The organism is Frateuria terrea (assembly GCF_900115705.1).
Taxonomy (GTDB): domain Bacteria; phylum Pseudomonadota; class Gammaproteobacteria; order Xanthomonadales; family Rhodanobacteraceae; genus Frateuria_A; species Frateuria_A terrea.
This window is the reverse complement of the sequence record NZ_FOXL01000002.1, coordinates 39,633-64,852: the sequence shown is the minus strand read 5'-3', so window position 1 is coordinate 64,852 and position 25,220 is coordinate 39,633. Positions and strand designations below refer to the sequence as shown.

The 25,220-nt window shown below is 68.1% G+C and carries 21 protein-coding genes; 7 read left to right on the top strand and 14 right to left on the bottom strand.

What is annotated here, in order from left to right:
- Nucleotides 1–27: 27 nt before the first annotated feature.
- Entirely contained in the window at nt 28–930 is a 903-nt protein-coding gene (locus BMZ38_RS00295; protein ID WP_091332780.1) for a segregation and condensation protein A, read from the bottom strand.
- A 725-nt stretch (nt 931–1,655) separates the two neighbouring features.
- On the opposite strand from BMZ38_RS00295, the gene BMZ38_RS00290 reads away from it, so the two are divergent.
- A complete protein-coding gene (locus tag BMZ38_RS00290; RefSeq protein WP_091332777.1) occupies nt 1,656–2,024 on the top strand; it encodes a PilZ domain-containing protein in 369 nt (122 codons plus the stop codon).
- 45 nt (nt 2,025–2,069) lie between these two features.
- Here the strand turns inward: BMZ38_RS00290 and BMZ38_RS00285 are convergent, their stop codons facing one another.
- Complete coding sequence (locus tag BMZ38_RS00285) at nt 2,070–3,758, bottom strand: AMP-binding protein (RefSeq protein WP_091332774.1); 1,689 nt, start codon at nt 3,756–3,758, stop codon at nt 2,070–2,072.
- Between the two features lie 98 nt (nt 3,759–3,856).
- Here BMZ38_RS00285 and BMZ38_RS00280 point away from each other — a divergent pair, with 98 nt between their 5' ends.
- Nucleotides 3,857–4,297, top strand: coding sequence for a hypothetical protein (locus BMZ38_RS00280; protein ID WP_091332772.1), 441 nt, complete (start codon nt 3,857–3,859; stop codon nt 4,295–4,297).
- Between the two features lie 177 nt (nt 4,298–4,474).
- Here the strand turns inward: BMZ38_RS00280 and acnA are convergent, their stop codons facing one another.
- A complete protein-coding gene (acnA, locus tag BMZ38_RS00275) occupies nt 4,475–7,153 on the bottom strand; it encodes an aconitate hydratase AcnA (RefSeq protein ID WP_091332769.1) in 2,679 nt (892 codons plus the stop codon).
- A 267-nt stretch (nt 7,154–7,420) separates the two neighbouring features.
- On the opposite strand from acnA, the gene BMZ38_RS00270 reads away from it, so the two are divergent.
- Entirely contained in the window at nt 7,421–8,353 is a 933-nt protein-coding gene (locus BMZ38_RS00270; protein WP_091332767.1) for a LysR family transcriptional regulator, read from the top strand.
- A gap of 51 nt (nt 8,354–8,404) precedes the next feature.
- On the opposite strand, the gene hflD is transcribed toward BMZ38_RS00270, so the two are convergent.
- From hflD to BMZ38_RS00255, 3 genes are read right to left on the bottom strand one after another with little or no spacing between them, the layout of a single operon-like run.
- Nucleotides 8,405–9,028: a high frequency lysogenization protein HflD gene (gene hflD, locus BMZ38_RS00265; RefSeq protein ID WP_091334259.1), complete on the bottom strand. Its 624-nt coding sequence runs from the start codon at nt 9,026–9,028 to the stop codon at nt 8,405–8,407.
- Between the two features lie 19 nt (nt 9,029–9,047).
- Nucleotides 9,048–10,160, bottom strand: coding sequence for a tRNA 2-thiouridine(34) synthase MnmA (gene mnmA / locus BMZ38_RS00260; protein ID WP_091332764.1), 1,113 nt, complete (start codon nt 10,158–10,160; stop codon nt 9,048–9,050).
- Complete coding sequence (locus tag BMZ38_RS00255) at nt 10,157–10,645, bottom strand: NUDIX hydrolase (RefSeq protein ID WP_091332762.1); 489 nt, start codon at nt 10,643–10,645, stop codon at nt 10,157–10,159. Before BMZ38_RS00255 ends, mnmA begins: the two co-directional genes overlap by 4 nt.
- Before the next feature lie 131 nt (nt 10,646–10,776).
- On the opposite strand from BMZ38_RS00255, the gene clpS reads away from it, so the two are divergent.
- Complete coding sequence (gene clpS, locus BMZ38_RS00250; RefSeq protein WP_091332759.1) at nt 10,777–11,103, top strand: ATP-dependent Clp protease adapter ClpS; 327 nt, start codon at nt 10,777–10,779, stop codon at nt 11,101–11,103.
- A gap of 65 nt (nt 11,104–11,168) precedes the next feature.
- Nucleotides 11,169–13,439, top strand: coding sequence for an ATP-dependent Clp protease ATP-binding subunit ClpA (gene clpA / locus BMZ38_RS00245; protein ID WP_091332756.1), 2,271 nt, complete (start codon nt 11,169–11,171; stop codon nt 13,437–13,439).
- Nucleotides 13,440–13,560: 121 nt separating this feature from the next.
- On the opposite strand, the gene infA is transcribed toward clpA, so the two are convergent.
- Both infA and BMZ38_RS00235 read right to left on the bottom strand, forming a co-directional pair.
- Nucleotides 13,561–13,779: a translation initiation factor IF-1 gene (infA, locus tag BMZ38_RS00240; protein ID WP_072323067.1), complete on the bottom strand. Its 219-nt coding sequence runs from the start codon at nt 13,777–13,779 to the stop codon at nt 13,561–13,563.
- Between the two features lie 83 nt (nt 13,780–13,862).
- Entirely contained in the window at nt 13,863–14,147 is a 285-nt protein-coding gene (locus BMZ38_RS00235) for a polyhydroxyalkanoic acid system family protein (protein ID WP_091332754.1), read from the bottom strand.
- Between the two features lie 98 nt (nt 14,148–14,245).
- On the opposite strand from BMZ38_RS00235, the gene BMZ38_RS00230 reads away from it, so the two are divergent.
- Nucleotides 14,246–15,013 (top strand): FHA domain-containing protein, encoded by a 768-nt coding sequence (locus BMZ38_RS00230; protein WP_091332751.1) that lies wholly within the window; start codon nt 14,246–14,248, stop codon nt 15,011–15,013.
- A 65-nt stretch (nt 15,014–15,078) separates the two neighbouring features.
- Here BMZ38_RS00230 and BMZ38_RS00225 read toward each other — a convergent pair whose 3' ends face one another.
- The 5 genes from BMZ38_RS00225 to BMZ38_RS00205 form a co-directional block, all read right to left on the bottom strand.
- Complete coding sequence (locus BMZ38_RS00225; protein ID WP_091332750.1) at nt 15,079–16,671, bottom strand: ATP-dependent DNA ligase; 1,593 nt, start codon at nt 16,669–16,671, stop codon at nt 15,079–15,081.
- Nucleotides 16,672–16,675: 4 nt separating this feature from the next.
- On the bottom strand, nt 16,676–17,662 hold the full coding sequence (locus tag BMZ38_RS00220; protein ID WP_091332748.1) for a ligase-associated DNA damage response exonuclease: 987 nt from the start codon (nt 17,660–17,662) through the stop codon (nt 16,676–16,678).
- Between the two features lie 441 nt (nt 17,663–18,103).
- Nucleotides 18,104–19,876 carry an ABC transporter transmembrane domain-containing protein gene (locus tag BMZ38_RS00215; protein WP_091332746.1) on the bottom strand — a complete coding sequence of 591 codons (1,773 nt, stop codon included), beginning with the start codon at nt 19,874–19,876 and terminating at the stop codon, nt 18,104–18,106.
- 119 nt (nt 19,877–19,995) lie between these two features.
- Nucleotides 19,996–21,984 (bottom strand): OPT family oligopeptide transporter, encoded by a 1,989-nt coding sequence (locus tag BMZ38_RS00210; RefSeq protein ID WP_091332744.1) that lies wholly within the window; start codon nt 21,982–21,984, stop codon nt 19,996–19,998.
- Between the two features lie 136 nt (nt 21,985–22,120).
- Nucleotides 22,121–22,729, bottom strand: coding sequence for an IMPACT family protein (locus BMZ38_RS00205; protein WP_091332742.1), 609 nt, complete (start codon nt 22,727–22,729; stop codon nt 22,121–22,123).
- A 177-nt stretch (nt 22,730–22,906) separates the two neighbouring features.
- Between BMZ38_RS00205 and BMZ38_RS00200 the strand changes: the two genes are divergently transcribed.
- Entirely contained in the window at nt 22,907–23,674 is a 768-nt protein-coding gene (locus BMZ38_RS00200; protein WP_091332740.1) for a YdcF family protein, read from the top strand.
- Between the two features lie 42 nt (nt 23,675–23,716).
- On the opposite strand, the gene BMZ38_RS00195 is transcribed toward BMZ38_RS00200, so the two are convergent.
- Nucleotides 23,717–25,150 carry an aldehyde dehydrogenase family protein gene (locus tag BMZ38_RS00195; protein WP_091332737.1) on the bottom strand — a complete coding sequence of 478 codons (1,434 nt, stop codon included), beginning with the start codon at nt 25,148–25,150 and terminating at the stop codon, nt 23,717–23,719.
- Nucleotides 25,151–25,220 lie beyond the last annotated feature (70 nt).

The window sequence follows — 25,220 nt, the reverse complement described above, 5'->3', positions numbered from 1 at the left end:
TGGTGGGGTCTTGGGTGGGCCGGCGCCTTACTCGGCGGTGGCGGAAGCCGGCATGTCGTCCGGCAGTTCGGCGCTTTCCTCGGCCAGCGCGGCCTTCGCCTTGATGTAGATCGGCGCCAGTGGTTCTTCCTGCACGATCTCTACCAGCATTTCCTTGGCCAGCTCGAGCATCGACAGGAAGGTCACCACCACGCCCAGGCGCCCTTCGCTGATGTCGAACAGGCTATCGAAGCGGTGGAAGGTCCCGTCCTCGAGCCGGCTGAGCAGTTCGCCCATGCGCTGGCGCACGCTCAGTGCCTCGCGCTTGATCGCATGGTGGCCGAACAGCTCGGCGCGGTGCATCACTTCCTTGAGCGCCAGCAGCATTTCCTTCAGGTCCAGCGGCGGCGGCAGCTTGACCACGTTGCGCTCGCCAACCTCGGCATGGACCGCCACCGTGTCGCGCTCGACGCGGGGCAGGGTATCGATGTCTTCGGCGGCCCTCTTGAAGCGTTCGTATTCCTGCAGGCGTCGTACCAGTTCGGCGCGCGGGTCGTCCTCGAGTCCTTCCTCGGCAGGCGGCCGCGGCAGCAGCAGGCGCGACTTGATCTCGCCCAGGATCGCGGCCATGAGCAGGTACTCGGCGGCCAGTTCCAGCCGCATCACGTCCCGCATCATGTCGATGTAATCCATGTATTGCCGGGTGATCTCGGCAATCGGAATGTCCAGGATGTCCAGGTTCTGCCGGCGGATCAGATAGAGCAGAAGGTCCAGCGGGCCCTCGAACGCCTCCAGGAACACTTCCAGCGCATCGGGCGGGATGTAAAGGTCCTGCGGCATCTGCAGCAATGGCTCGCCGCGCACGATCGCCAGCGGCATTTCCTGCTGCTGGGGGATCGACGCGAAGGCGTCCTGCGACGGGGCGGCCGGCTGCTGCGGTTCTGTGCTCATCAATGCATGTCGTGGGGCCGCTCACGCGGCCGGCAATGCTTTCGATCCAATCGTCCTGGCGGGGCGGCGCCTGCGGACGGGTATCCCCTCGTGACCGCGGTTTTGGGCCGGCAGCCGATAAAACTGGCTTGCCTGCTTCCGGCGGCAGCCCGTTGCGACGGTACCGCATGACGAAGCCGCGCGGTCAGCGGTTCGATCAAACGGGTTCTGGCGACCACCAAGGCGGCCGTACCAGGCAACAGGCCAGGCGAGGACGCAAGACAGGATGGCGGCACGGCGCCACGGACGGTTCAAATCGATCTGCCGGGACTTCGGATACGTGCTGCGGTGGCCGGTACCTGCCGGCACGGCGCACGCTGGGACCCAGGCATGGCGACAGGTTAGCGGCAGCGTTGCGGCAAGTCCAGTATGGGCAGTGGCGCTTCATGGAGCACGACATGCTGGTGCCGGACAGGTTGTGCCGGGGCAGCATGTGACCCGTTGTGTCCGACCGACACCGGACGCGGCACTTCCGGCGGCCCACCGAGCGGATGTGGGATGATGTTGTGCCCCATCCAAGGGTGGCATGGCGTTTGCTTCGCGTGCCGTGAGACGACGGGCGCGTCCACGTTCGAGTCGGCACACGAAGGCTGCACCGCGCGGCCACCTGTCGATGAAGACGCGGATGCGTCGTACGATCGAGGAACGTCACGGGAGGCGTCGAGGTGCCTCGCCTGGGGAGCTAGATGACGATCGAAGACAACGTGGCGGACGAACCGGGCCCGAAGTTCCTCAGGCCCGCGCGCATGCGCATCGAGACCACCGTGCTGATGAGCCATGGCGTGCAGTCGCACCCGACCGAGCTGGTCGACATTTCGGCCACGGGCGCGCTCCTGCGCCGGCCGCTGGGCTGGCAGGGCGAGCTGGGGCAGGCCTGGGTGCTGGACATGATTTTCGGCCGCGACCTGCACATTCACCTGGAAGCCGTGGTCGCGCGCATTTCCGATCGCCACATCGGCTTTGCCTATTCGCGCATTCCGGAGGACAAGCAGGTGCCCTTGTGGAACCTGCTGGGTGGCTACGCGGACATCCTGGAGCACTGGCGGGAACAGTGACGCGACGGCTACCGGCCTGCGTCCGTCGCACGCAGGCCGCCGCTTTCAGACAGTCGCTGTGCTTTTCTGCTCGTCGCGCAGCTCGCGGCGCAGGATCTTGCCTACGTTGGACTTGGGTAGTGCGTCGCGGAACTCGATCTGGCGCGGGCGCTTGTAGCCGGTCAGGTTGTCGTGGCAGAACTGCTTGAGCATATCGGCGGTGAGCGAGGGATCCTTGCGTACCACGAACAGCTTGACCGCCTCGCCGGAATGCTCGTCCGGCACGCCCACGGCGGCGACTTCCGCCACGCCGGGGTGCTGCATGACCACGTCTTCGACCTCGTTCGGATACACGTTGAAACCGGACACCAGAATCATGTCCTTCTTGCGGTCGACGATGTACACGTAGCCCTGCTCGTCCATCCGCGCGATGTCGCCGGTATGCAGCCAGCCGTCGGCACCGAGCACGTTGGCGGTTTCTTCGGGACGCTGCCAATAACCCTGCATCACCTGCGGCCCGCGCACCATCAGTTCGCCCACCCCGCCGACCGGTAGCGGCTGGTTGTCTTCGGACCAGATCGCGACGTCGGTGGAAGGCACCGGAAGGCCGATCGAGCCGTTGTAGTCCTTCAGGTCCAGCGGGTTGATGCAGACCGCCGGCGAGGTTTCGGTCAGGCCGTAGGCCTCGGCCAGGGTGCAACCGGTGGTCTTCTTCCAGCGCTCGGCGACCGCGCGCTGCACAGCCATGCCGCCGCCCAGGGTCAGGTGCAGGCGGGAAAAATCCAGTTCCGCAAAGCCGGGCGTGTTGAGCAGACCATTGAACAGCGTGTTGACGCCGGTGAGCGCGGTGAAGCCGGACTTCTTCAGTTCCTTGACGAACCCGGGCATGTCGCGCGGGTTGGTGATCAGCCAATTGAGGCCGCCAAGGCGCATGAACACCAGGCCGTTCGCGCACAGCGAGAAGATGTGGTACAGCGGCAACGCGGTGATGATCACCTCTTCGCCGGGCTTGGCCAGGTCGCCGATCCAGGCGCTGGCCTGCAGCATGTTGGCGACCATGTTGCCGTGGCTGAGCATCGCGCCCTTGGCGACGCCGGTGGTGCCCCCGGTGTACTGCAGGAAGGCAAGGTCGTCGTGGCCAAGCGCGACCTGGGGCAGGGGATGCGATGCTCCTTGCGCCAGTGCATCGCGGAACCGCACTGCCTGCGGCAGCGAGTACGCCGGGACCATCTTCTTGACGTGCCTGAGCACGAAGTTGACCAGGGCGCCCTTGGGGAAACCCAGCATGTCGCCGATGCCGGTGGTCACCACGTGCTCGACGTGGGTTTGGCCGACGACTTCCTGCAGCGTGAAGGCGAAGTTGTCCAGCACCACGATCGCCTTCGCGCCGGAGTCCTCCAACTGGTGCTTCAGTTCGCGCGCGGTGTAGAGCGGATTTGTATTGACCACCACCAGTCCCGCGCGCAGCGCGCCGAACAAAGCGATGGGATACTGCAGCACGTTGGGCATCATGATGGCGAGCCGGTCGCCCTTCTTCAGGCCCAGCACGCCGGTGAGATAGCCGGCGAACTGGCGGCTCAACGCCTCCATCTCGCCGTAGCTCAGGAACTTGCCGAAGCTGGCGAAGGCCGGGCGTTCGCGGAACCTGCCGAAGGCCTCTTCCACCACTGCCGCCACCGACGCGTAGGCGTCGACGTCGATCTGCGCGGGCACATCATGCGGATAGTGGGCAAGCCACGGACGCTCGTTGCTCATGTACTGTTCCTGTTCCCCGTTCGGCCATGCGGCCGGGGCATTGGAGCATACGCCCGCGCACGGCGGCAAGGCGCGTTGCGGCGAGCATCGGAGGGTTCATGCAGGCGCAAAAATGGCGGCTTTTTCCTGGCCTTGTGGTGCTGTTCGCGGCGCTTGCCGGATGTCGTCACACGTCGGACGAAACACGCGTGCGCGAGGCAATCGCCTCGGCCGAACAGGCGGCCGAACAATCCGACGCGGGCGGTGTAGTCGAGCCGCTCAGCGAGGACTTCGACGGCAATGGCGGGCAGTTCGGGCGCAAGGACCTGGCCAACCTCGTCCGTCTGGCGCGCCTGCGTGGCGAGCATGTCGGCGTGACACTGGGGCCCATCTCGGCGGAGCGGCGCGGCGAACGGCTGGTGGCGAGTTTCACCGCGAGCCTCACCCAGGGCAGCCGCCTGTTGCCAGACGCGGCGGGCGTGTACCAGGTGGAGACGGCCTGGCGCAGGGAGGGGGATGAGTGGCGCTGCTACAGCGCGACGTGGAAGCGCCAGCTTTAGCGCGTTCGTCATTGGGCTTCGGCCCACCTTGCTGCGAGTTGCGGAGGCAAAGCCCCCTACGAGCTGCAGCCCACGGTTCGTGCATCTGCTATCGAGCCATTCCCCGCTTTGGGGAGCGGAACGTCCAAACGAAAAGGCCGCCCGGAGGCGGCCTTTTCGCTGGAGCTGACGTAATCCTCAGGCGGCCTTGCGGCCAGCCAGCTGGCGCAACACGTACTGCAGGATGCCGCCGTGACGGAAGAAGTCGCGCTCCTTCGGGGTCAGCAGCATGACGTGCACGGTGAACTCCTTCTTGGTGCCGTCGGCCGAGGTGGCGACCACGGTCGCTTCCTTGGACTCGCCGCCGTCGAAACCGAGGATGTCGATCGACTCCTTGCCGGTCAGGCCCAGCGACTGCGCGTTCTGGCCGTGCTTGAACTGCAGCGGCAACACGCCCATGCCGACCAGGTTGGAGCGGTGGATGCGCTCGAAGCTCTCGGCGATCACGGCCTTGATGCCCAGCAGCAGGGTGCCCTTGGCGGCCCAGTCGCGCGAGGAGCCGGTGCCGTATTCCTTGCCGGCGATGACCACCAGCGGCGTGCCTTCGGCCTTGTACTTCATGGCCGCGTCGTAGATCGCCATTTCCTCGCCCGAGGGCACGTGCACGGTGTAGCCGCCCTCGACGCCGTGCAGCATCAGGTTCTTGATGCGGATGTTGGCGAAGGTGCCGCGCACCATCACGTCGTCGTTGCCGCGGCGCGAACCGTAGGAGTTGAAGTCCTTCGGCTCCACGCCCTTGGAGATCAGGTAACGGCCCGCCGGGCTGTCCTTCTTGATCGAGCCCGCCGGCGAGATGTGGTCGGTGGTGATCGAGTCGCCGAACAGGCCCAGCACGCGCGCGCCACGCAGGTCGTCGACCTTGGACAGCTCCATCGTCATGCCGTCGAAGTAGGGCGGGTTCTTGATGTAGGTCGAGTCATCCCACGCGTACAGCGCGCCCTCGGCGGAGGGAATGGCGTTCCAGCGGCTGTCGCCCTTGAACACGTCGGCGTAGTTCTTCTCGAACATGGCCGGGTTGATCGCGCCGGCGATGGTGTCGGAGATTTCCTTGTTGGTCGGCCAGATGTCCTTCAGGTACACCGGCTCACCGTCGCTACCCAGGCCGATCGCATCCTTGGTCAGGTCGATATCCAGCGTACCGGCGAGCGCATAGGCGACCACCAGCGGCGGCGAGGCCAGGTAGTTCATCTTCACCTCGGCATGCACGCGGCCTTCGAAGTTGCGGTTGCCCGAGAGCACCGAGGCCACCGCCAGGTCTCCGGCACCAATGCCCTGGCTGATCTCGGCCGGCAGCGGGCCGGAGTTGCCGATGCAGGTGGTGCAGCCGTAGCCGACGATGTAGAAGCCGACCTTTTCCAGTTCCTTCAGCAGCCCGGTCTTTTCGAGGTAATCGCTGACGACCAGCGAGCCCGGGCCGATCGAGGTCTTCACCCACGGCTTGGCCTTCAGGCCCCTGGCGGCGGCCTTCTTGGCGACCAGGCCGGCGCCCAGCATCACCGCCGGGTTGGAGGTGTTGGTGCAGGAGGTGATCGCGGCGATCACCACCGAGCCGTCCTTCAGGGTGAAGTTCTCGCCGTCCTTGGTGACGCCGACACTGCCGCTGCCGGACTTGCGGCTGGCGGTCAGCGGGCCGACCACGTCGTGGAAGCTCTGCTTGACGCCTTCGAGCAGTACGCGGTCCTGCGGGCGCTTGGGGCCGGCCATGGACGGACGCACGTCGGCGAGGTCGAGCTCGAGCGTAGTGGTGAATTCCGGCGTGAGGCTGTTCTCGTCGTGCCACATGCCTTGCGCGCGGGCATAGGCCTCGACCAGCTTGATCTGCTCCTCGCTACGGCCGGACAGGCGCAGGTAGTTCAGCGCCTCCTGGTCGATGGGGAAGATGCCGCAGGTCGCGCCGTATTCCGGCGCCATGTTGCCGATGGTCGCGCGGTCGGCCAGCGGCAGGTGCTTGAGGCCATCACCGAAGAACTCGACGAACTTGCCCACGACGCCGAGCTTGCGCAGCATCTGGGTAACGGTCAGCACCAGGTCGGTGGCGGTGACGCCCTCGGAGAGCTTGCCCTTGAGCTTGAAGCCGACCACCTGCGGGATCAGCATCGAGGAGGGCTGGCCCAGCATGGCCGCCTCGGCCTCGATGCCACCCACGCCCCAGCCCAGCACGCCCACGCCGTTGATCATGGTGGTGTGCGAGTCGGTGCCGAACACGGTGTCGGGGTAGGCCCAGAGCTGACCGTCCTTCTCGGCGGTGAACACCACGCGGGCAAGGTGCTCGAGGTTCACCTGGTGCACGATGCCGGTGCGCGGCGGCACGACCTTGAAGTTGTTGAACGCCTTCTGGCCCCAGCGCAGGAACGCGTAGCGCTCCTGGTTGCGCTCGAACTCGATCTCGACGTTCTTCTCCAGCGCAGATTCGGAACCGTACACGTCGACCTGCACCGAATGGTCGATGACCAGTTCGGCCGGCGCCAGCGGGTTGATCTGGGTAGCGTCGCCGCCAAGCTTGACCACCGCGTCGCGCATGGCCGCCAGGTCGACCACGCACGGCACGCCGGTGAAGTCCTGCAGCACCACGCGCGCCGGCATGAAGGAGATCTCGGTATCCGGCTCGGCCTTGGCGTCCCACTTGGCGACCGCCTCGATTTCCTTCGTCGTGACGTTGATGCCGTCCTCGTGCCGCAGCAGGTTCTCAAGCAGGATCTTCAACGAGTACGGCAGCCGCTTGAGGTCGAAGCGCTCACCGAACTTGGCGAGGCTGGCGTACGCGTAGCGCTTGCCGTTGACCTCGAGGCTGTCGCGGATGGAAAACGAGTCTTTCATGACGAAACTCCTGGCTTTAGCTTTGAAGCGGCTGGGGAGACAAGACGACGTTGCGGCGGACGGCAAGCTCGCGCAAAGGCCCGCGATTATCGCAAATACCGCTGCCATGCGTCCTTGCGGCGCATGAGCAGGGCGGGTTTTGACGACAGGCGTTCCCGCGGCGCGGGCGGGCGGGGCGGCTAGAATGCGATTGGCGCGTGCCGACGTCCCACCGTTGGCTGCCTAGGATGCGACGCCTCCCGTTGCGGCACAAACGCTTTTGGTGACATGCAGCATTCGATGATTTCGACGGCGCTCTCGGCGGTATCGCTGCGCGACCTGGCGCTGGTGCAGGCGGTGCATCGGCATGGCAGCTTCAACAGTGCCGCCCGGGCCATGCACATCAGCCCGTCGGGGCTGTCGCACCAGGTGCAGAAGGTCGAGCAGGCGCTGGGTGCGCCGCTGTTCGAGCGCGGCGGCCGGCGCATCGTGCCGACTGCCGGCGGGCGGTTGCTGCTGGAACGCATCGCCGTGGTGCTTGATGCAGCCGAGCACCTGCAGCAGGCGGCCCGCGCCGGCATGGTCGCTTTCGGCGGCGAACTGCGCCTTGGCGTGCCGGCTTCGCTCGGGCCGTACCTGCTGCCACACCTGGTCGAGCCGTTCCCGCAGCATTTTCCCTCCGCGCGCCTGAGCCTGTCCGAGGGCAAGCCGCGCGGCCTGTTGCGCCGGCTGCACGAGGGCGAGCTGGATGCCGTGCTGGCGCCGCCGGCCAGTGCGCCCAGTGGCATCGCGAGCCGACCGCTGTTCGCCGAGCCGTGGCAGGTGCTGTTCCGCGCCGATCACCCGCTGGCCAATCGCGCCAGCGTGACCCTGGATGAACTGGATGAGGCCGAGGCCACGCTGATGGCCGAAAGCCACCCGGACGGCATTGATGGACAGGGCGGCCACGGCGGTCACGTGCAGGACGTGAGCCTGGAAAGCCTGGCGGCACTGGTCGGCCTGCGCGGCGGCTATGCGCTGGTGCCGGCATTGGCGCGCGAGCGGCTGGCGTCCATGCCGGAACTGACCGTGGCGCAACTGGAAGATGCGGCGCCGGGCCGGCAGATCGCGCTGTACTGGCGCGAGGCCTCGCCCTGGCACGCCGACATCCAGGCGTTCGCCGAACTGCTGCGGGACGTGGCGGGCGGGCGGCCAGGGCTGCGGGTGGAACCGGTGGGCTGAAACCCGGCCGGTGTCATCGCTCGGCGGAAGCGGGCCCGAGCCCGCCATGCCTCAGCCGTTGTCCAGCGTCACCCCGGTCAGCAACCCGCGCGCCAGCATGCTGCACTGGCGGCGATTGAGGATGACCTGCCACTGCCGGCCGCCAACCTGCCGCCACAGCACCGCCGAGCGCACGGCCGCCAGCAGGTTGGCGCGCACCTTTTCCACCACCGCCGGTTGCTGCAGGAACTGCGGATTGCCGCTGACCATCACGCGCGGGCTCAGGACGGACAGGGTGGAGGCGTAGAGGTCGGCCAGGCGTCGTACCACCTGCGGCGAATCCTGGCCGAAATGGTCGACCTGGCGCCTGGCGGCGACGATGCCTTCCTGCAGCTTGGCAGTCAGCTCGGCGCGGCGCGCCAGGCTGCGCTCCAGCCGCATCACGGTGACCGCCATCCGGGTCAGTGCCATGTCGCGGCTGCTGTCGTCCAGCTGGCCGATCAGGTTGCGCAAGCCCAGCCGCACGCCGCCCACGCCGCCGTAGACGGCCGCGACCGAGGGCGCGTCGATGCGGAACACGCTGGCCACGCTCGACTCCATCGCCCCTTCGTCGCAGCGCCCCTGGTTGGCCAGCTGCTGCGCCAGGCCGACCGCCTGGAACAGGCCGGCGAGCGCGAGCACGCGCGGTTCGTTCATGGCGAGGGTGTCGAGCACGTCAGTTACCTGCACGAAGAGAGGGGAGGCCGCCAAACGGCGCATCGGTGGCTGCGATCACGGCGCCGCCCAGGCAGGCCTCGCCGTCGTAGAACACGGCCGACTGGCCCGGCGTCACGGCCCGTTGCGGTTGATCGAAGCGCACCTCCAGGCCGCTGTCCGAGACATGAACCTCGCAAGACTGGTCCGGCTGGCGGTAACGGGTCTTGGCGGTACAGCGGAACGACGTTGCCGGCGGCGATCCGGCCACCCAGTTCGGCGTTTCGGTAAGCAGGCGCGTCGACTGCAGCCAGTGGTTGTCGCCGCCCTGCGCTACGTAAAGCACGTTCGCCGCCACGTCCTTGCCAACCACGTACCAGGGCTCGCTGCCCATGCCCTGGCGGCCGCCGATGCCCAGCCCGTTGCGTTGCCCCAGGGTGTAGTACATGGTGCCTTGGTGCGTGCCGACCAAAGACCCTTCAGGCGTGCGCATCTCACCGGGTCGCGCTGGGATGTACTGCGCCAGGAAGCTGCGAAAGTCGCGCTCGCCGATGAAGCAGATGCCGGTCGAGTCCTTCTTCGCGTGGGTGGGCAGGGCGGCGGCACGGGCCAGCGCGCGCACCTGCGCCTTCTCGATCTCGCCGACCGGAAAGAGCGTGGCGGCCAGTTGCTGCTGGCCCAGCGCGTGCAGGAAGTAGGTCTGGTCCTTGCCTGTGTCCATCGCGCGCAGCAGGCGGTACTTTCCGTCGCGGGCGTCGACCCGCGCGTAGTGGCCGGTGGCGATCTTTTCTGCGCCCAGCGCGCGCGCCTCGTCCAGAAAGGCCTTGAACTTGATCTCGCGGTTGCACAGCACGTCCGGATTGGGTGTGCGGCCGGCGCGGTATTCCGCGAGGAAGTGGGCAAAAACGCCGTCCCAGTACTCCGCGGCGAAGTTGCGCGTGTGGAAGGCCATGCCAAGGCGCCCGCATACCGCCAGCGCATCCTTGCGGTCGGCATCGGCAGTGCAGGGGCCGCCGCGCTCGTCCTCCTCCCAGTTGTGCATGAACAGGCCCTCGACCTCGTGGCCGGCTTGCTGCAGCAGCAGCGCAGCGACGGACGAGTCCACGCCCCCGGAGACGCCCAACATCACCTTCATCGCCGGGCCGGCTCCGCCAGCAGGCTGGACAGCAACCCTAGCGGCAGGCGCTGCCCGGTCAGCCAGGCGTCGATGCTGAGCAGAACCATCGGGCTGCGCAGGCGGTCGCCGAGTGCGACGATTTCCGCGCGCGTCAACCAGAGCGAGCGGAGGATTCCGGTATCCAGCGGGCGCCGTGAATCATGCGCCAGCGCCCGGGCGGCGAAGCTGAAACGCACCACGCCATCGCCATGCTCGGTGCTGCGCCACTGGTGCACGCCGATGAAATGTTCCAGTTCGACCGTCCAGCCGGTCTCCTCGAGCGTCTCGCGCACCGCGGCATCGGCGAGGCTCTCGCCGTCGTCCAGGTGGCCGGCCGGCTGGTTGTAGGCGAGCCGCCCGTCGATCTCCTCCTCGACCACCAGGTAGCGGTCGCCCCGGGCCACCACGCAGGCGACGGTGACATGGGGACGCCACAGGGAAGAAGCGGGGGAGGTGACGGGCATCGGGGACGAGAGGGCTGGAAATGCGTCATTGTGCCATCACCTACCTGAGGCGCAGCCTGCACGGCGGCGCGACCAGGGCTGCATCCGCCGCGGCGTATACTCCGTACCAGTAGAAATTTCCCCACGAACCAATGGCCCACGAACCCGAACACGACCCTGGCAGCGGACACGGCCTGGCCGTCGAGACCAGCCGCCCGGAACTGGCACGGCCGCCACTTTTTCAAGTTGTGCTGCTGAATGACGATTTCACTCCCATGGACTTCGTGGTCGAGGTGCTGCGTGGTTTTTTCGCCATGGACCAGGAGCGCGCGGTGCAGGTGATGCTGCACGTGCATACCCGCGGCAAGGGTGTGTGCGGCGTCTTCACCCGCGAGGTGGCGGAGACGAAAGTGACGCAGGTGAACGAGTACTCACGGACTCATCAGCATCCCTTGTTGTGCACTATGGAAAAGCTATGAGCAGCCCCATCTTGTAGCCATCGCGGCAAGCCCGCCTTTGTCATTCCCCAGCGGAGAAGGTCCGGATGTTCAGCAAGGATCTCGAAGTCACCATCGGCCATTGCTACAAGCAGGCCCGTGAGCAGCGCCACGAATTCATGACCGTGGAGCACCTGCTGCTCGCACTCACCGAAAACCAGTCTGCACTTGGCGCCCTGCGCGCCTGCGGCGCGGACCTTCCGCGGCTTTCCGCCGAACTCGAGCGGATCATTGCCGAAACCGTGCCCGTGCTGCCGCACGGCGACGAACGCGACACCCAGCCCACGCTCGGCTTCCAGCGCGTGCTGCAGCGCGCGGTCTACCACGTGCAGTCCTCCGGCCGTAAGGAGGTCACCGGCGCCAACGTGCTGGTGGCGATCTTCGGCGAAAAGGATTCCCACGCGGTCTACTTCCTGCACCAGCAGGAGATCACCCGGCTGGACGTGGTGAACTACATCTCCCACGGCATCGCCAAGATCGGCGACGAGCCGAGCACCGGCATGCCCAGCAGCGAGCGCGAGGGCGAGGAAGGCGCCGACACCAAGGGCAACCCGCTCAGCGAATACGCCACCAACCTCAACGACCTGGCGCTGGAAGGCAAGATCGATCCGCTGATCGGCCGCCAGGACGAGATCGAGCGCACCATCCAGGTGCTCTGCCGCCGCCGCAAAAACAACCCGCTCTACGTGGGCGACGCCGGCGTGGGCAAGACCGCCCTGGCCGAGGGCCTGGCCAAGCGCATCGTCGAGGGCGAGGTGCCGGAGGTGCTCGAAAGCGCCGTGATCTGGTCGCTGGACCTGGGCGCGCTGGTCGCCGGTACCAAGTACCGCGGCGACTTCGAGAAGCGCCTGAAGGCGGTGATCACCCAGCTCAAGAAGCAGCCGGGCGCGATCCTGTTCATCGACGAGATCCACACCATCATCGGTGCCGGTTCCGCCTCGGGCGGCACCATGGATGCGTCCAACCTGATCAAGCCGATGCTGGCCTCCGGCGAACTGCGTTGCATCGGCTCGACCACCTTCCAGGAATTCCGCGGCATCTTCGAGAAGGACCGCGCGCTGGCCCGCCGCTTCCAGAAGATCGACGTGGTCGAGCCGACCATCGCCGACAGCATCGAGATCCTCAAGGGCCTGAAGAGCCGCTTCGAGGAGCACCACAACGTCGCCTACACCAACGAGGCGCTGAAGGCCGCGGTGGACCTGTCGGTCAAGCACATTCCCGACCGCCTGCTGCCGGACAAGGCCATCGACGTGATCGACGAGGCCGGTGCACGCCAGCGCCTGCTGCCCGAAGACCAGCGCGTCAGCAAGATCGACGTGCCGGAAGTCGAGTACATCGTTGCCAAGATGGCGCGCATCCCGGCCAAGCAGGTCTCAGCGTCCGACCGGGACGTGCTGCGCAACCTCGAGCGCAACCTCAAGATGGTGGTGTTCGGGCAGGACCAGGCGATCGAGGCGCTGGCCGCGTCGATCAAGATGGCCCGTTCCGGCCTGGCCGACCCGACCAAGCCGATCGGCAGCTTCCTGCTCGCCGGTCCGACGGGCGTGGGCAAGACCGAGGTGACCAAGCAGCTGGCGCTGCAGCTGGGCATCGAGATGATCCGCTTCGACATGTCCGAGTACATGGAAGCGCATTCGGTCTCGCGGCTGGTCGGCGCGCCCCCGGGCTACGTCGGCTTCGACCAGGGCGGCCTGCTCACCGAGGCGGTGACCAAGCACCCGCATGCCGTGCTGCTGCTGGACGAGATCGAGAAGGCGCACCCGGACGTGTTCAACATCCTGCTGCAGGTGATGGACCGCGGCGTGCTCACCGACACCAACGGGCGCGAGGCGAACTTCAAGAACGTGGTCCTGGTGATGACCACCAACGCCGGCGCGCAGCAGGCGTCGCGGCGGAGCATCGGCTTCGTCAAGCAGGATCACGCCACCGATTCGCTGGAGACGATCCGCAAGATGTTCACGCCGGAGTTCCGCAACCGCCTGGATGCCGTGATCCAGTTCCATGCGCTGGACTTCGAGCACATCCTGCGCGTGGTGGACAAGTTCCTGATCGAGCTGGAAGCGCAGCTGGCGGACAAGCACGTGAGCCTGGACGTGGACGCCGAAGCCCGCCGCTGGCTGGCCGAACACGGCTTCGACCCGCAGATGGGTGCGCGGCCGATGGCGCGCGTGATCCAGGAGAAGGTCAAGCGGGCGCTGGCCGACGAGTTGCTGTTCGGCAAGCTGGCCGACGGTGGCAAGGTGATCCTCGGCGTGCGCGAGGGCGAACTGCACGTGGAAACCGAGGCGGCAGAGAAGATGCCGGTGGTGGTGGAGTAACCGGGCCGAACCCGTAGGAGCGCAGGTGCGCTCCTACGGATTGCTGCCGGCGGACCGGCCGACATGCCGGGCATGAAAAAGGCCGCGCGATGCGCGGCCTTTTTCATTCGTCCGACGGCGCCTACTTCATGCGGTAGGTGATCCGCCCCTTGGTCAGGTCATAGGGGGTCATCTCCACCTTGACCTTGTCGCCCGTGAGGATGCGGATGTAGTGCTTGCGCATGCGGCCGGAAATGTGGGCGGTGATGACATGCCCGTTTTCCAGCTGCACGCGGAACATGGTGTTGGGCAAGGTCTCCAGGACCGTGCCTTCCATTTCGATGACGTCGTCTTTGGCCATGCGTTCCGCTGTGTCTGGGCCCGGCCGTGGCGGCCGCGTAAGCGGGGAAGTATGCCACGTCCGGCCGTCCGATCAAAGGAACCTCAGGCGGCGCCCCCGAAATACTCGTCCAGCTTGCGCCGGATCTCCTGCTCCACCATGCCCTTGAGCGGCGAGAGCATCAGGCCGAGCTCGGCGGTGACGTGGACCGATTCCGGCGCCACGGCGATCGCACCATTTACGCCCGAACGGGAGAAACGCAGGGTGTCGCCCTGCCACTGGCTCTGCATGTCGAACTTCTCGCGCATGCGGGCGGCGACCTTGTCGACCACGGCACGGGCCTGGTCCGGCGGCAGGTTATGGGGGCGGCGGATGTCGATCTTGGGCATGGGCAGGCTCCGTGTGGAACGCCCCATCTTACGCGGCGTGCGCGAAGGAGACGCCATGCATCTGCTAGAGTCCCGCGCATCTTTGGATCGGTCTGTAGATGCGTATCGAGTTCCCCAATTCGGCTCGCGAGGATTTCCGCTGGGCGCAGGTCGCGTTGCGCATCGGCAGCGCGCCGGACAACGACCTGGTGGTGTCCGCCCAGCAGGGCGCGGCGCACCACCTGCGCATTCTGCAGGATCGCCGCGGCTGGGTGCTGGAGGTGCTCTCGGGCGCCGGCCGCGTCTACGTCAACGCGCGCCCCGTGCGCGAACGCGCACTGTTGCGTGCGGGTGACATCCTGAGCCTGGGCGATTGCCGCATGCTGCTGTGCGCCGACGAGGCGCCGGCGACGCGTGCGCCGGTGGCGCTGTCCGAACAGGGCCGTTGCACCGCGGCGTTGCGCGCGGTGGGCGGGCCATTGTCCGGCCGCGTGTTTCCGCTGCAGGAACGGCTGGAACTCGGGCCGCGTGGCGACCAGCCGCTGGAAATGCCGCAGGCCGCGTCGGCCACGCTGGCTCTGTTCTGGAAGGATGGCGAGCTGCGCGTGGCAAGCGGACCGACGCCGCCGCGCTATCCGCTGCGCCTCAACGGCGTGGCGGTGGAACAGGCGGCGCTGCACCCGGGCGACCAGTTGGGCATCGCCATGCACCGCTTCCTGGTGGATGCGCCCGGGCTGTTGCCGGCACCGGTCGGCACCCCGCCCGAGCCGGCATCCGGCCATCTGCCTGAGGACCAGGCCGGTCCGCGCGGCGAGGTGTGGTGGCTGATCGCCACGGCCGCGGTACTGGCGCTGCTGATCGCGCTGATCCTGCTGGTGCGGTTCTAGCCGGGGAAGGACGTCCATCGGCCGCGGCGCGGATGCCGCGCAAGGCGTTCCTGCAGACGCGTCTATTATCCTTCGGCCATGCGCTTGAGGTCCTCCAACCGGTCCGCGTCGCGGATCGACAGGTCGGTCCGCCAGCGCAGGATGCGTGGAAAGCGCACTGCCACCCCCGACTTGTGCCGGCTCGAGCGCTGGATCGCCTCGTAGGCCAGCTCGAACACGTGCTCCGCCTCGACCGAGCGCACCGGCCCGAAACGCTCCAGCGTGTGCGCGCGGATCCATGCATCCAGCCGCGCGATTTCGGCATCGTCCAGGCCCGAGTAGGCCTTGGCCACGGGTACCAGGTGGCCGCGGTCCCACACGCCGAAGGTGTAGTCGGTGAACAGGCCCGCGCGCCGGCCGTGCCCGGACTGGGCGTAGATCAACACGGCGTCCAGCGTGTAGGGATCGACCTTCCACTTCCACCAGTCCCCGCGCTTGCGGCCGACCCGATAGGGCGAGTCCAGCCGCTTGAGCATCAAGCCCTCGGTGCGGCGCTCGCGCGATTGCTCGCGCAGTTGGGCGAGCGTTTCCCAGTCGCCGGTATCGGCAGCCGGCGAAAGCAGCAGCGTCGGGGGCATGCCTTCGAACAGTGCGGCGAGCTGGTCGCGGCGCTCGCGCAGCGGTACCTCGCGCAGGTCGAGGCCATCCAGCTCGAGCAGGTCGTAGGCCATGAAGCGCACCGGTGTCTCGGCCAGCAGCTTCGCGCCGGGCTTGAGCTTGCCGATGCGCTTCTGCAGGGCGGTGAACGGTCGCGGCGCCGCCGCGTCGGCGTCCCAGGCAAGGATCTCGCCGTCGAGCACGCAGCCGGCGGGCAGGGCGCAGGCAGCCTGTTCGATTTCGGGAAAGCGCCCGTCCAGCCGCTCCTCGCCGCGCGACCACAGCCGCGCCTCGCCGCCGCGGCGCATGAGCTGGGCGCGGATGCCGTCCCATTTCCATTCGGCCAGCCAGCCGCCACGTTCGCCCAGGCTGTCCACCGGCGCTTCCAGCGGCGAGGCGAGGAAGAACGGGTAAGGCCGGTGTTCGCGGTGCGCATCGTCCTCCGCCGGCTGCGCCAGCGCGGCGAGCGAGGTGGCATCGGGTGTCCACTCGCCGCTCAGGCGGTGGGCGATCAGGTCGGTGGGCAGCTGCGACCACAGCGCCAGCGCCTGCACCACCAGCCGCTGCGACACGCCCACGCGCAGCGCGCCGGTGATCAGCTTGTTGAGCAGGTACACCTCGTCCGCCGGCAACGCCTGCCACCAGGCCGTGAGTTGCGCCACCCGGCCGGCCGGATCCAGCCGGGCCAGGCCCGGCAGGCGGTGTTCCATCCACACGTGCAGCGGTGCATCGTCGGTGGGCTGGCCAGGCGGCAGCAACAGTGCGATCGCCTCGGCGAGGTCGCCCACGTGCGCGTAGCTTTCCTCGATCAGCCAGTCGGGATAGCCGCTTGCCTCGCCGGTGGCCTGGCGCAGTTCGGTGACGCTGGCCAGCCGCCGCAGCTTGCCGCCGCCCAGCACGTAGACCGCCCAGGCCGCATCGGCGGGTGGCGCGTCGTGCAGGTAGGCGGCGATGGCATCGCGCTTGGCGCTTGTCGAGCCGGTGCGGTCGAGCGCGGCATAGAGCTGGACGAACCGGCGCATCGCCTTAGCTACCCAGCGCGGCCAGCGGCAGTGCGTCGTGGCCCTGCTCGCGCAGGTAGCGCACCAGTGCATCGGCGTCGCCGTGGGTGACGTAGATGCGCCCGGCGCCACTGTCGCGCACGCTGCGCACCAGGCCGTTCCAGTCGGCGTGGTCGGACACCACGAAGCCGCGATCGTAGCCGCGCCGGCGACGGTTGCCGCGCACCTGCATCCAGCCGGAGGCGAACGCGGTCGAGGCGTTGGGGAATCGCCGCATCCACGGCGAGCCGGCGGCCGAGGGCGGTGCGAGGACGAGCTCGCCCGCGAGTGCCGCGCCACGCGCCTGCTCCTCCAGCGGCTGCGTCGGCGGCATCGCCACGCCGGCCTCGCGATAGAGCTCGGTCAAACGCAGCAGCGCGCCGTGCAGGCGCACCACCCGCTCGATACGCGGCGCGAGTTCGGCCAGCAACCGCTGCGCCTTGCCAAGGGCGTAGCAGAACAGCACGGCCGTGACCTTGCGGCGGGCGCAGTCGTCCCACCAGGCGAGCAGCTCGTCGATCACCTGCGCCATCGGCGGCCAGCGGTAGACGGGCAGGGCGAAGGTCGACTCGGTGACGAAGGTGTCGCAGGGGATCGGCTCGAAGGGGGCGCAGGTCGGATCGCTCTCGCGCTTGTAGTCGCCCGAGACCACCACCACGCGCCCGGCATGTTCCATCCGCACCTGGGCCGCGCCGAGCATATGGCCCGAAGGATGCAGCGACACCCGCACCTCGCCGAGGGTGAACGGTTCGCCGTAGTCGTAGGCCTCGATCGCCGCGGGCTCGCCCAGCCGCTCGCGCATCAGCCCGAGCCCGGCGCGAGCCACGTGGTAGCACGCATTGCCCTGGCGCGCATGGTCGCCATGCGCATGCGTCACCACGGCCTGCGCCACCGGCTCGGCCGGATCGATGTAGAAGCCGCCAGCGGGGCAGTAGAGGCCCTCGGGGCGGGGCTGGAGCAGCAGGTCGGGCATGAGGCGATGCTCGGCGCGTGAGCGTCAAGTTGGCGGCAACAAGACACCCGCATGGATGGCCGTGCAACCAGTCCAAAGCCTCTCCGTGAGCGCAGATCAGGCCGCCAACCACCTCAGACTGCCTGCCTCAACATTCGAGCGCCCGCGGTAAAGCGGCTGCAGCTCCTCTAAGAGCAAGCGACCCACCCAGCAAGGCGCGGCGGTGCCTAGCTCTTTTCTCACCCCGGGCCGAGCCAGGCCATTTCTTTGGTTACTTTCTTTGGGCCAGCAAAGAAAGTGACCCGAGCGCCGACAGGCGATCGGAAGCCCGCCGCAGGCGAGCCAGGTCGCGGAAGCGCCCCCCCAAAGAACGACAAGCAAAACACGCCCCAACGGGCTCCCCCGCGAGCCCCGACCCCTAACCCCAGCCCTCCCCGTAGGGGAGAGGGAGCCACATCGCGGTCAGGCGACGAACTGCAGCCTCGCCAGCTCGGCGTAGAGCCCACCCTCGGCCAGCAGGCTCTCATGCGTGCCCTGGGCGACGATGCGGCCGCCGTCCATCACCACGATGCGGTCGGCGCGCTGCACGGTGGCCAGGCGGTGCGCGATGACCAACGTGGTCCGGCCCTTTTCCAGGCGCTCGAGTGCCTGCTGGATCGCGGCCTCCGATTGCGCGTCGAGGGCCGAGGTGGCCTCGTCCAGCAGCAGCAACGGGGCGTCGCGCAGGATCGCGCGGGCGATGGCGATGCGCTGGCGCTGGCCACCGGAAAGGCGCACGCCGCGCTCGCCCAGTTCGGCCGCGTAGCCGTCGACCAGCCCGCTGATGAACTCGTGCGCCTCGGCGGCGTGGGCGGCCTCCTGCACCTCGTCGTCGCCGGCGTCCTGGCGGCCGAAGCGGATGTTGTCAGCGGCGCTGCCGGCGAAGATCACCGTTTCCTGCGGCACCAGCGCGATGGCGCCACGCAGCTCGGGCAGCGCGAGTGCCCGCAGGTCCATGCCGTCCAGCCGGATGGTGCCGGTCTGCGGATCGTAGAAGCGCAGCAGCAGCGCAAACACGGTGCTCTTGCCTGCACCGGAGGGGCCGACCAGCGCCACCGTCTCGCCGGGACGGATGTCGAGCGTGAAGTCGTGCAGCGCCGGCGCGTCCGGTCGCGAGGGGTAGTGGAAGCCGACGCGGTCGAAGGCGAGTGCGCCACGTACGGGCCGCGGCAGGGCGAGCGGCTGCGCCGGGTCGGCGATCTGCGCGCGTTCCTCGAACAGCTCGCCGATGCGTTCCATCGCACCGGCCGCGCGCAGCACGTCGCCCCAGACCTCGGAGAGGCCGGCCACGGAGCCCGCGGCGAACACCGCGTACAGCACGAACTGGCCCAGCACGCCGGCATCCAGGTCGCCCGCCATGACGTCGCGCGCGCCGACCCACAGCACCAGCGTGATGGCGCCGAAGAACAACGTGATCACCGCTGCGGTAAGCAGCGCACGCATGCCGATGCGCCGGCGCGCGCTCTCCAGCGCGCGGGCGATCGCCAGGCCGTAGCGCTGGCTCTCGATGCCTTCGCGCGCGTAGGCCTTCACCGCCGGCGCGGCGTTGAGCGTCTCGTTGGCGATCGCCGCGGCATCGGCGAGGCGGTCCTGGCTGGCGCGCGAAAGCTTCTGCACGCGCCTCCCGAAGACCAGGATCGGCAACATCACCGCGGGGATTACCAGCGCGGTGAGGCCGGCCAGGCGCGGGCTGGTCCACACCATCATGGCGCCGGCGCCCAGCAGCATCACCGCGCTGCGTAGCGCCACCGAGATGCCCGAGCCGATCAGCGCCTGCACCACCTCGGTGTCGGTGCCCAGGCGCGAGGTCAGCTCGCCGACGCGCGAGCGCTCGAAGAAACCCACGTCCAGCCGGATCACGTGCGCATACAGCTTGCTGCGCAGCGCCGCCAGCGAACGCTCGCCCAGCAGCGTGATGCAGAAGTAGCGCGCCGCCGTGGCGAAAGCGAGCACCAGCGCCACGCCGAACAGGCCCAGGAAGGTGCGGTTGATGGCCTCGGTGCTGGCATGGCCGAAGCCGGCGTCGATCATGTGGCGCACCGCCATCGGCAGCACCAGCGTCGAGCCGGAGGAGAGGCCCAGGAACACCAGCCAGCCGATCGCCAGCGCCTTGTGCGGCTTGAGGAAGGGCCACAGCTGGCGCAGGGCGCCGATGCGGCGGGCAGGGCGCGCGTCTGGTTCGCGGGGATCGCTCATGGAGTCTGCCGTAGGAAGGACAAACAGCAGTTGGGGCCGCTGCGGCATCGGTTCAATCGCACGCGACCGGAAAAAGGAACGGGGCGCCAGGCGCCCCGTTCCGTACCCGCGGGAGGCGCTCAGGCCTCGCTGGTCTGCGCCATGCGCCACACCCAGCGGTACATGCCGAACACCACCGCGGCGAAGGCCAGGCCGCCGATGACGATGGCCGCATCGGCAAAGCCCGGACCGACCAGGCCCAGGGGCGTCGGCTTGCCCGAGATGCCGACGATGAACGCGATCGCCACACCGATCACGCTCTCGCCGACGATCAGTCCCGAGGCCAGCAACACGCCCAGCTGGCGCGTGGTTTCCGGCTTGGCCGTGCGATCGGCGCGACGGTCGAAATACCAGCCGACGACCGAGCCGACCACCACCATCAGCGTGCTGGTGGTCGGCAGGTAGATGCCCAGGCCCACTGCCAGCGGTGGCAGTCGCATATGGCGGGTCGTACGTGCCAGGATCTCGTCCAGCACGATGATCGCGATCCCGATCATGCCGCCGACACGGATCAGGCTCCAGTCGATGTTGCCGGTGATCACGCCTTGCGCGAGGGCGGAGATCAGGCCGGCCTGCGGCGCCGGCAATGCATGGGGTCCCGCACCGGCCACGCCGACGAAACCGTAGGCGCCGTTGAGCAGGTCCAGCACCGGCGGAATGACCGCCGCGCCGGCGATGACGCCGATCACCAGCGCGACCTGCTGCTTCCACGGCGTGGCGTCCACCAGCTGGCCGGTCTTGAGGTCCTGCAGGTTGTTGTTGGCGATCGCCGCGACGGTGAACACCACCGAGGTGATGAACAGCGCGAAGGCGACCAACGCCTTGCCCGCGTCGGGCGAGACATGCGGCTTGATGCCCGCCACCAGCAGCAGCGCCGCGCCGATCACGACCAGGATGCCCACGCCCGACAGCGGGCTGTTGGACGACCCGATCAGGCCGGCCATGTAGCCACACACGGTCGAAACGAAGAAGCCCATCAGCACCACGTAGGCCACACCGCCGATGGCGAGCGCGGCCACGTGGTCACCGAGGCCGCTGATCGAGCCGAAATAGCCGAGCAGCCAGGCGATCGGCACGAAGCAGGCCAGCGTCACCAGGCCGACGAGGCCGATCGGGATGTCCTGCTCGGTGCGCGGTAGCGTGTCGGCCTTGCCGGCCTTGCGCACACGCGCCGCCGCCATCGCCGAAGCGAGACCGCTGATCACCGGCTTGACCAGCTTGGCCAGGGTCCAGATCGCCGACACGCCAATGGCGCCGGCACCGACGAAGCGGACCTTGTGGCTCCACGTCGCCTGCGCCAGATCCGCAGCGGCGGTGGTCACGTCATGGGTAAGCAGCGAGTAGTACGGAACGCCCCAACCCCAGCCGATGATCGCGCCGACGAGCATCGCGATGCCGACCGACAGGCCGACCAGGTGTCCGATCGCGAACAGCGCGAACGACAGGTTGAAGTCGAAGCCGCTGGTCGCGCCGCGGTTGCCGAGGCGGAAATAGCTCGCCACATCGGCGGCGAAAACCTGGGTCGCGACCACGATGGCGAACACGGCCGAGACGACGGCGCCCCAGATCACCGCCAACAGCCCGGCCCGGCCCTCGGCCGGATCGGAGCCGATCTCGCCGGCGCCGACCTTGAGCACCTCCGCACAGGCCACGCCTTCCGGGTAGGGAAGGTCGGAGGTGGTGACCAGCGCGCGACGCAGGGGAATCGAATACATCACGCCGAGCACGCCGCCCAGCGCGCAAACGGCAAACGACAGCCAGAACGGGAAGCCGGTCCACCAGCCGATCATGATCATGCCCGGAAGCACGAAGATGATCGAAGACAGCGTGCCGGCCGCCGAGGCGATCGTCTGCACGACGTTGTTTTCCTGGATGGTTGAGTTCTTGAAGCCGCGCAGCAGCGCCATGGAGATCACCGCCGCCGGAATCGACGTGGCGAAGGTCAGGCCTGCCTTGAGGCCGAAAAACACGTTGGCTGCAGTGAACACGACGGTGATCACGACGCCGATGATGACGCCGCGCAAGGTCAGTTCGGTGCGCCGGTCGGCGCTGTTCGTCTGGACTGTCACGTGATGTGGATTCCGTTTTGTTGGCCCCCGGCGCGCCGGCCCCGGCGCGCCCCCTTGCAGCTGCTCCCCGCCGCCGCTGCGGGAGCATAGCGTGGATGGCGCCGAAGACGCCCTTTCCGGGCGGACGCCGCGTCGGTCAGGTGGCGGGGGTGCCCAGCGGGTGCGTGGTGGCCTGCCCGCGGGTCAGGTCGATGATGCGCGAGCGGGTTTCATCCAGGGTCGCAGCGGGTAGCTCGAGCTCCAGTAAGGCACCGCTCTGGTCAAAGCTCTCGTGTTCGATCCGTGCCTGCCACGCGCCGCAGCGCGCCTTGAGCAGCGCGAGATCGCCGAACGGGCAGTGCACGCGCAGCCGTGCCATCGCCACCAGCGGTACGTGCCCGGCGAGGCGCAGGCAGTCGGCGGCGGTGCCACCGTAGGCACGCACCAGCCCGCCCGCGCCGAGCTTGATGCCGCCGTACCAGCGCGTCACCACCACCATCACCCGATCGATGCCCGCGCCTTCGATCGCCTGCAGGATCGGGCGTCCCGCGGTGCCGCCGGGTTCGCCGTCGTCGTTGAAGCGATAGTCCTGGCCGATGCGGTAGGCCCAGCAGTTGTGCGTCGCCGCGGGGTCGGCCACCTCGTGCAGGAAGGCCAGGGCCTGTTCGACCGACTGCACCGGTGCCGCCTGTGCGAGGAAGCGGCTCTTGCGGATGTCCTGGACATGCCGGCAGGCGGCGACGAGGACGTGCAGGGATTCGGACATGCAGGCGGGGGTGCGGGAAAAACGCCGGAACGGTACCACGGCGCGGTCTCCCTGCCTTGCATGCGGCCGCCATGCGTGCGGTCGTGGTGCCGGCGTCGGGAGCGGATGGTCCGTGTGCACGGCGCTCAGCTTCGACTTTGCATAATGCCGGGCCCGACCGTTCAAAGAGGCAGGCCGATGGCCGTGAAGCTCCTGATCCTGTTGCTCGTCTGCACCTGGCTGGCCGGCCGGCAGGGCTGGCCGCGGCTGCGGCAGGCAGGCCTGGTGCTGGCGCTGCTGTTCGTGCTGGCGGTCGGCTGCGGTCCGGTACCCAAGGTCCTGCTGCATTACTGGCAGGCGCCCTACGTACAGCGGCCGGCACTGGACTGGGCGCCGGCCAATGCCATCGTGCTGCTTACTGCCGGATCGACCTATCCGCCGGGCGGTCCGCTCGAACCGGGACAGACGGCCTACGCGCGCATCGCCCAGACGGTGGTGCTCTACCGCGACTGCCATGCCTCCGGTGCGCGGTGCACCGTGCTGGTCAGCGGCGGCGATGCCAACCACACCGGCGAACCGCTGTCGCTCACCTACCGGCGCGTGTTGCTCCGGCTGGGCGTACCGGACGAGGACATGGTGCTCGAAACGCGCAGCCTCACCACCTGGGGCAACGCGCGGTTCTCGCGTGCCAAGCTGCAGCAGATCGGCGCCGACCGGATCTGGCTGGTGACCTCGGCGCGCCACCTGCGGCGCGCGGTATTCGCATTCGAGCATTTCGGCATGGATGTGACGCCGGTGCGCGCGGACTACCTGCGCGGGCTGTGGTCATGGGTGCCCAGCGCGTACAACCTCTATGCCACCGACGCGGCGCTGCACGAGTACGCCGGCATGGCGCTGTACCACTGGTATGCGTGGCGTGGTCGACTGGACGTGCCGCCGGAGAACATGGACCCGGCGGAGGATTGAAGCGGTTCCGCGCTGCACCCGGGGAGCCGCGGCCGGACTTCCTCAGCTGCGCCGCCGCATCACCATCAACCGCACCTCGCTCATGTCCTCGATCGCGTAGCGCACGCCCTCGCGGCCGAAGCCCGAGAGCTTGATTCCGCCGTAGGGCATGTTGTCGACGCGGAAGCTGGGAATGTCGTTGACGATCACGCCGCCCTGTTCGAGCTCGTCCCAGGCCCGCATGGCGTGTTCCAGCGAGTCGGTGAAGATGCCCGCCTGCAAACCGTAGTCGGCGTCGTTGACCAGCGCGATGGCATCGTCCAGCGAGTCGAACGGGGCGAGCAGGGCGAACGGGCCGAAGGCCTCCAGGCGGTTGGCCTTGGCATCGCGCGGCACGTCCTCCATCAGCGTCGCTTCCAGCATGTTGCCCTGGCGCTTGCCGCCGCAAAGCAAGCGGGCGCCGGCGCGGCGCGCTTCCTCGATCCAGCCCTGCAGCCGTTCGGCGGCGGCCTCGTCGATCATCGGGCCGATGAAGACGTCCTTCTTCTTCGGATCGCCCGCCTTGAGCTTCTTCGTGGCGGCGACCAGCTTCTTCTTCAGCGCCTCGTACAGTGAGGCGTGCGCGTAGATGCGCTGTACGCCGATGCAGCTCTGGCCGGATTGGTAGAAGGCGCCGAACACCAGCCGTTCGACGATCGCATCGAGCTTGTCGCCCTGGTCGCCGTCGACGATGCAGGCGGCATTGCCGCCCAGTTCCAGCACCACCTTCTTGCGGCCGGCGCGGGCCTTCAAATCCCAGCCGATCTGCCCGCCGGTGAAGGAAAGCAGCTTGAAGCGCTCGTCCTCGACCAGTGGCGAGGCCTCTGCGCCACCCACCGGCAGGATCGAGAAGGCTCCCCTGGGCAGGTCGGTCTCGGCCAGCACCTGGCCGATGATCAGCGCGCCGATCGGCGTCTTTTCCGACGGTTTCAGCACGAACGGGCAGCCGGCCGCGATCGCCGGCGCGACCTTGTGCGCGACCAGGTTGAGCGGGAAGTTGAACGGCGTGATGAAGGACACCGGGCCGATCGGCACGCGCCGGGTGTAGCCGTGGTAGCCGTCCAGCCGCGGGGCGAGTTCCAGGTTGAGCGTCTGGCCGTAGATGCGCACGGCCTCGGCGGCGGCAATGCGGAAGGTCTCGATCAACCGCGTGACCTCCCCGGCGGCGTCCTTGATCGGCTTGCCGGCTTCCACGCACAAGGCCATCGCCAGTTCGTCGCGGCGCTCTTCGAAGCGTGCTACGCAATGCTCCAGCACCGCCTGGCGCGCCCATGGCTTGAACGCACGCATCGGCGCCGCTGCCCTCACCGCCGCGGCGATTGCCTTCTCGATCGCGCGCGCATCCGGCACCGCGACGCGGGTGGCGACCCTGCCGCTGTACTTGTCGCGCACCTCGAGGTCCGCGTTGGGTTGCTGCGGGCGGTTGGCCAGGTAATAGGGGTAGGTCTTGTCGAGCATGGACGTCTCCCGGAGAGTGCAAGGGCAGGTTGCCGCCGACCGCGTTGCAGACGCGTGAGCCGTAGCGCGG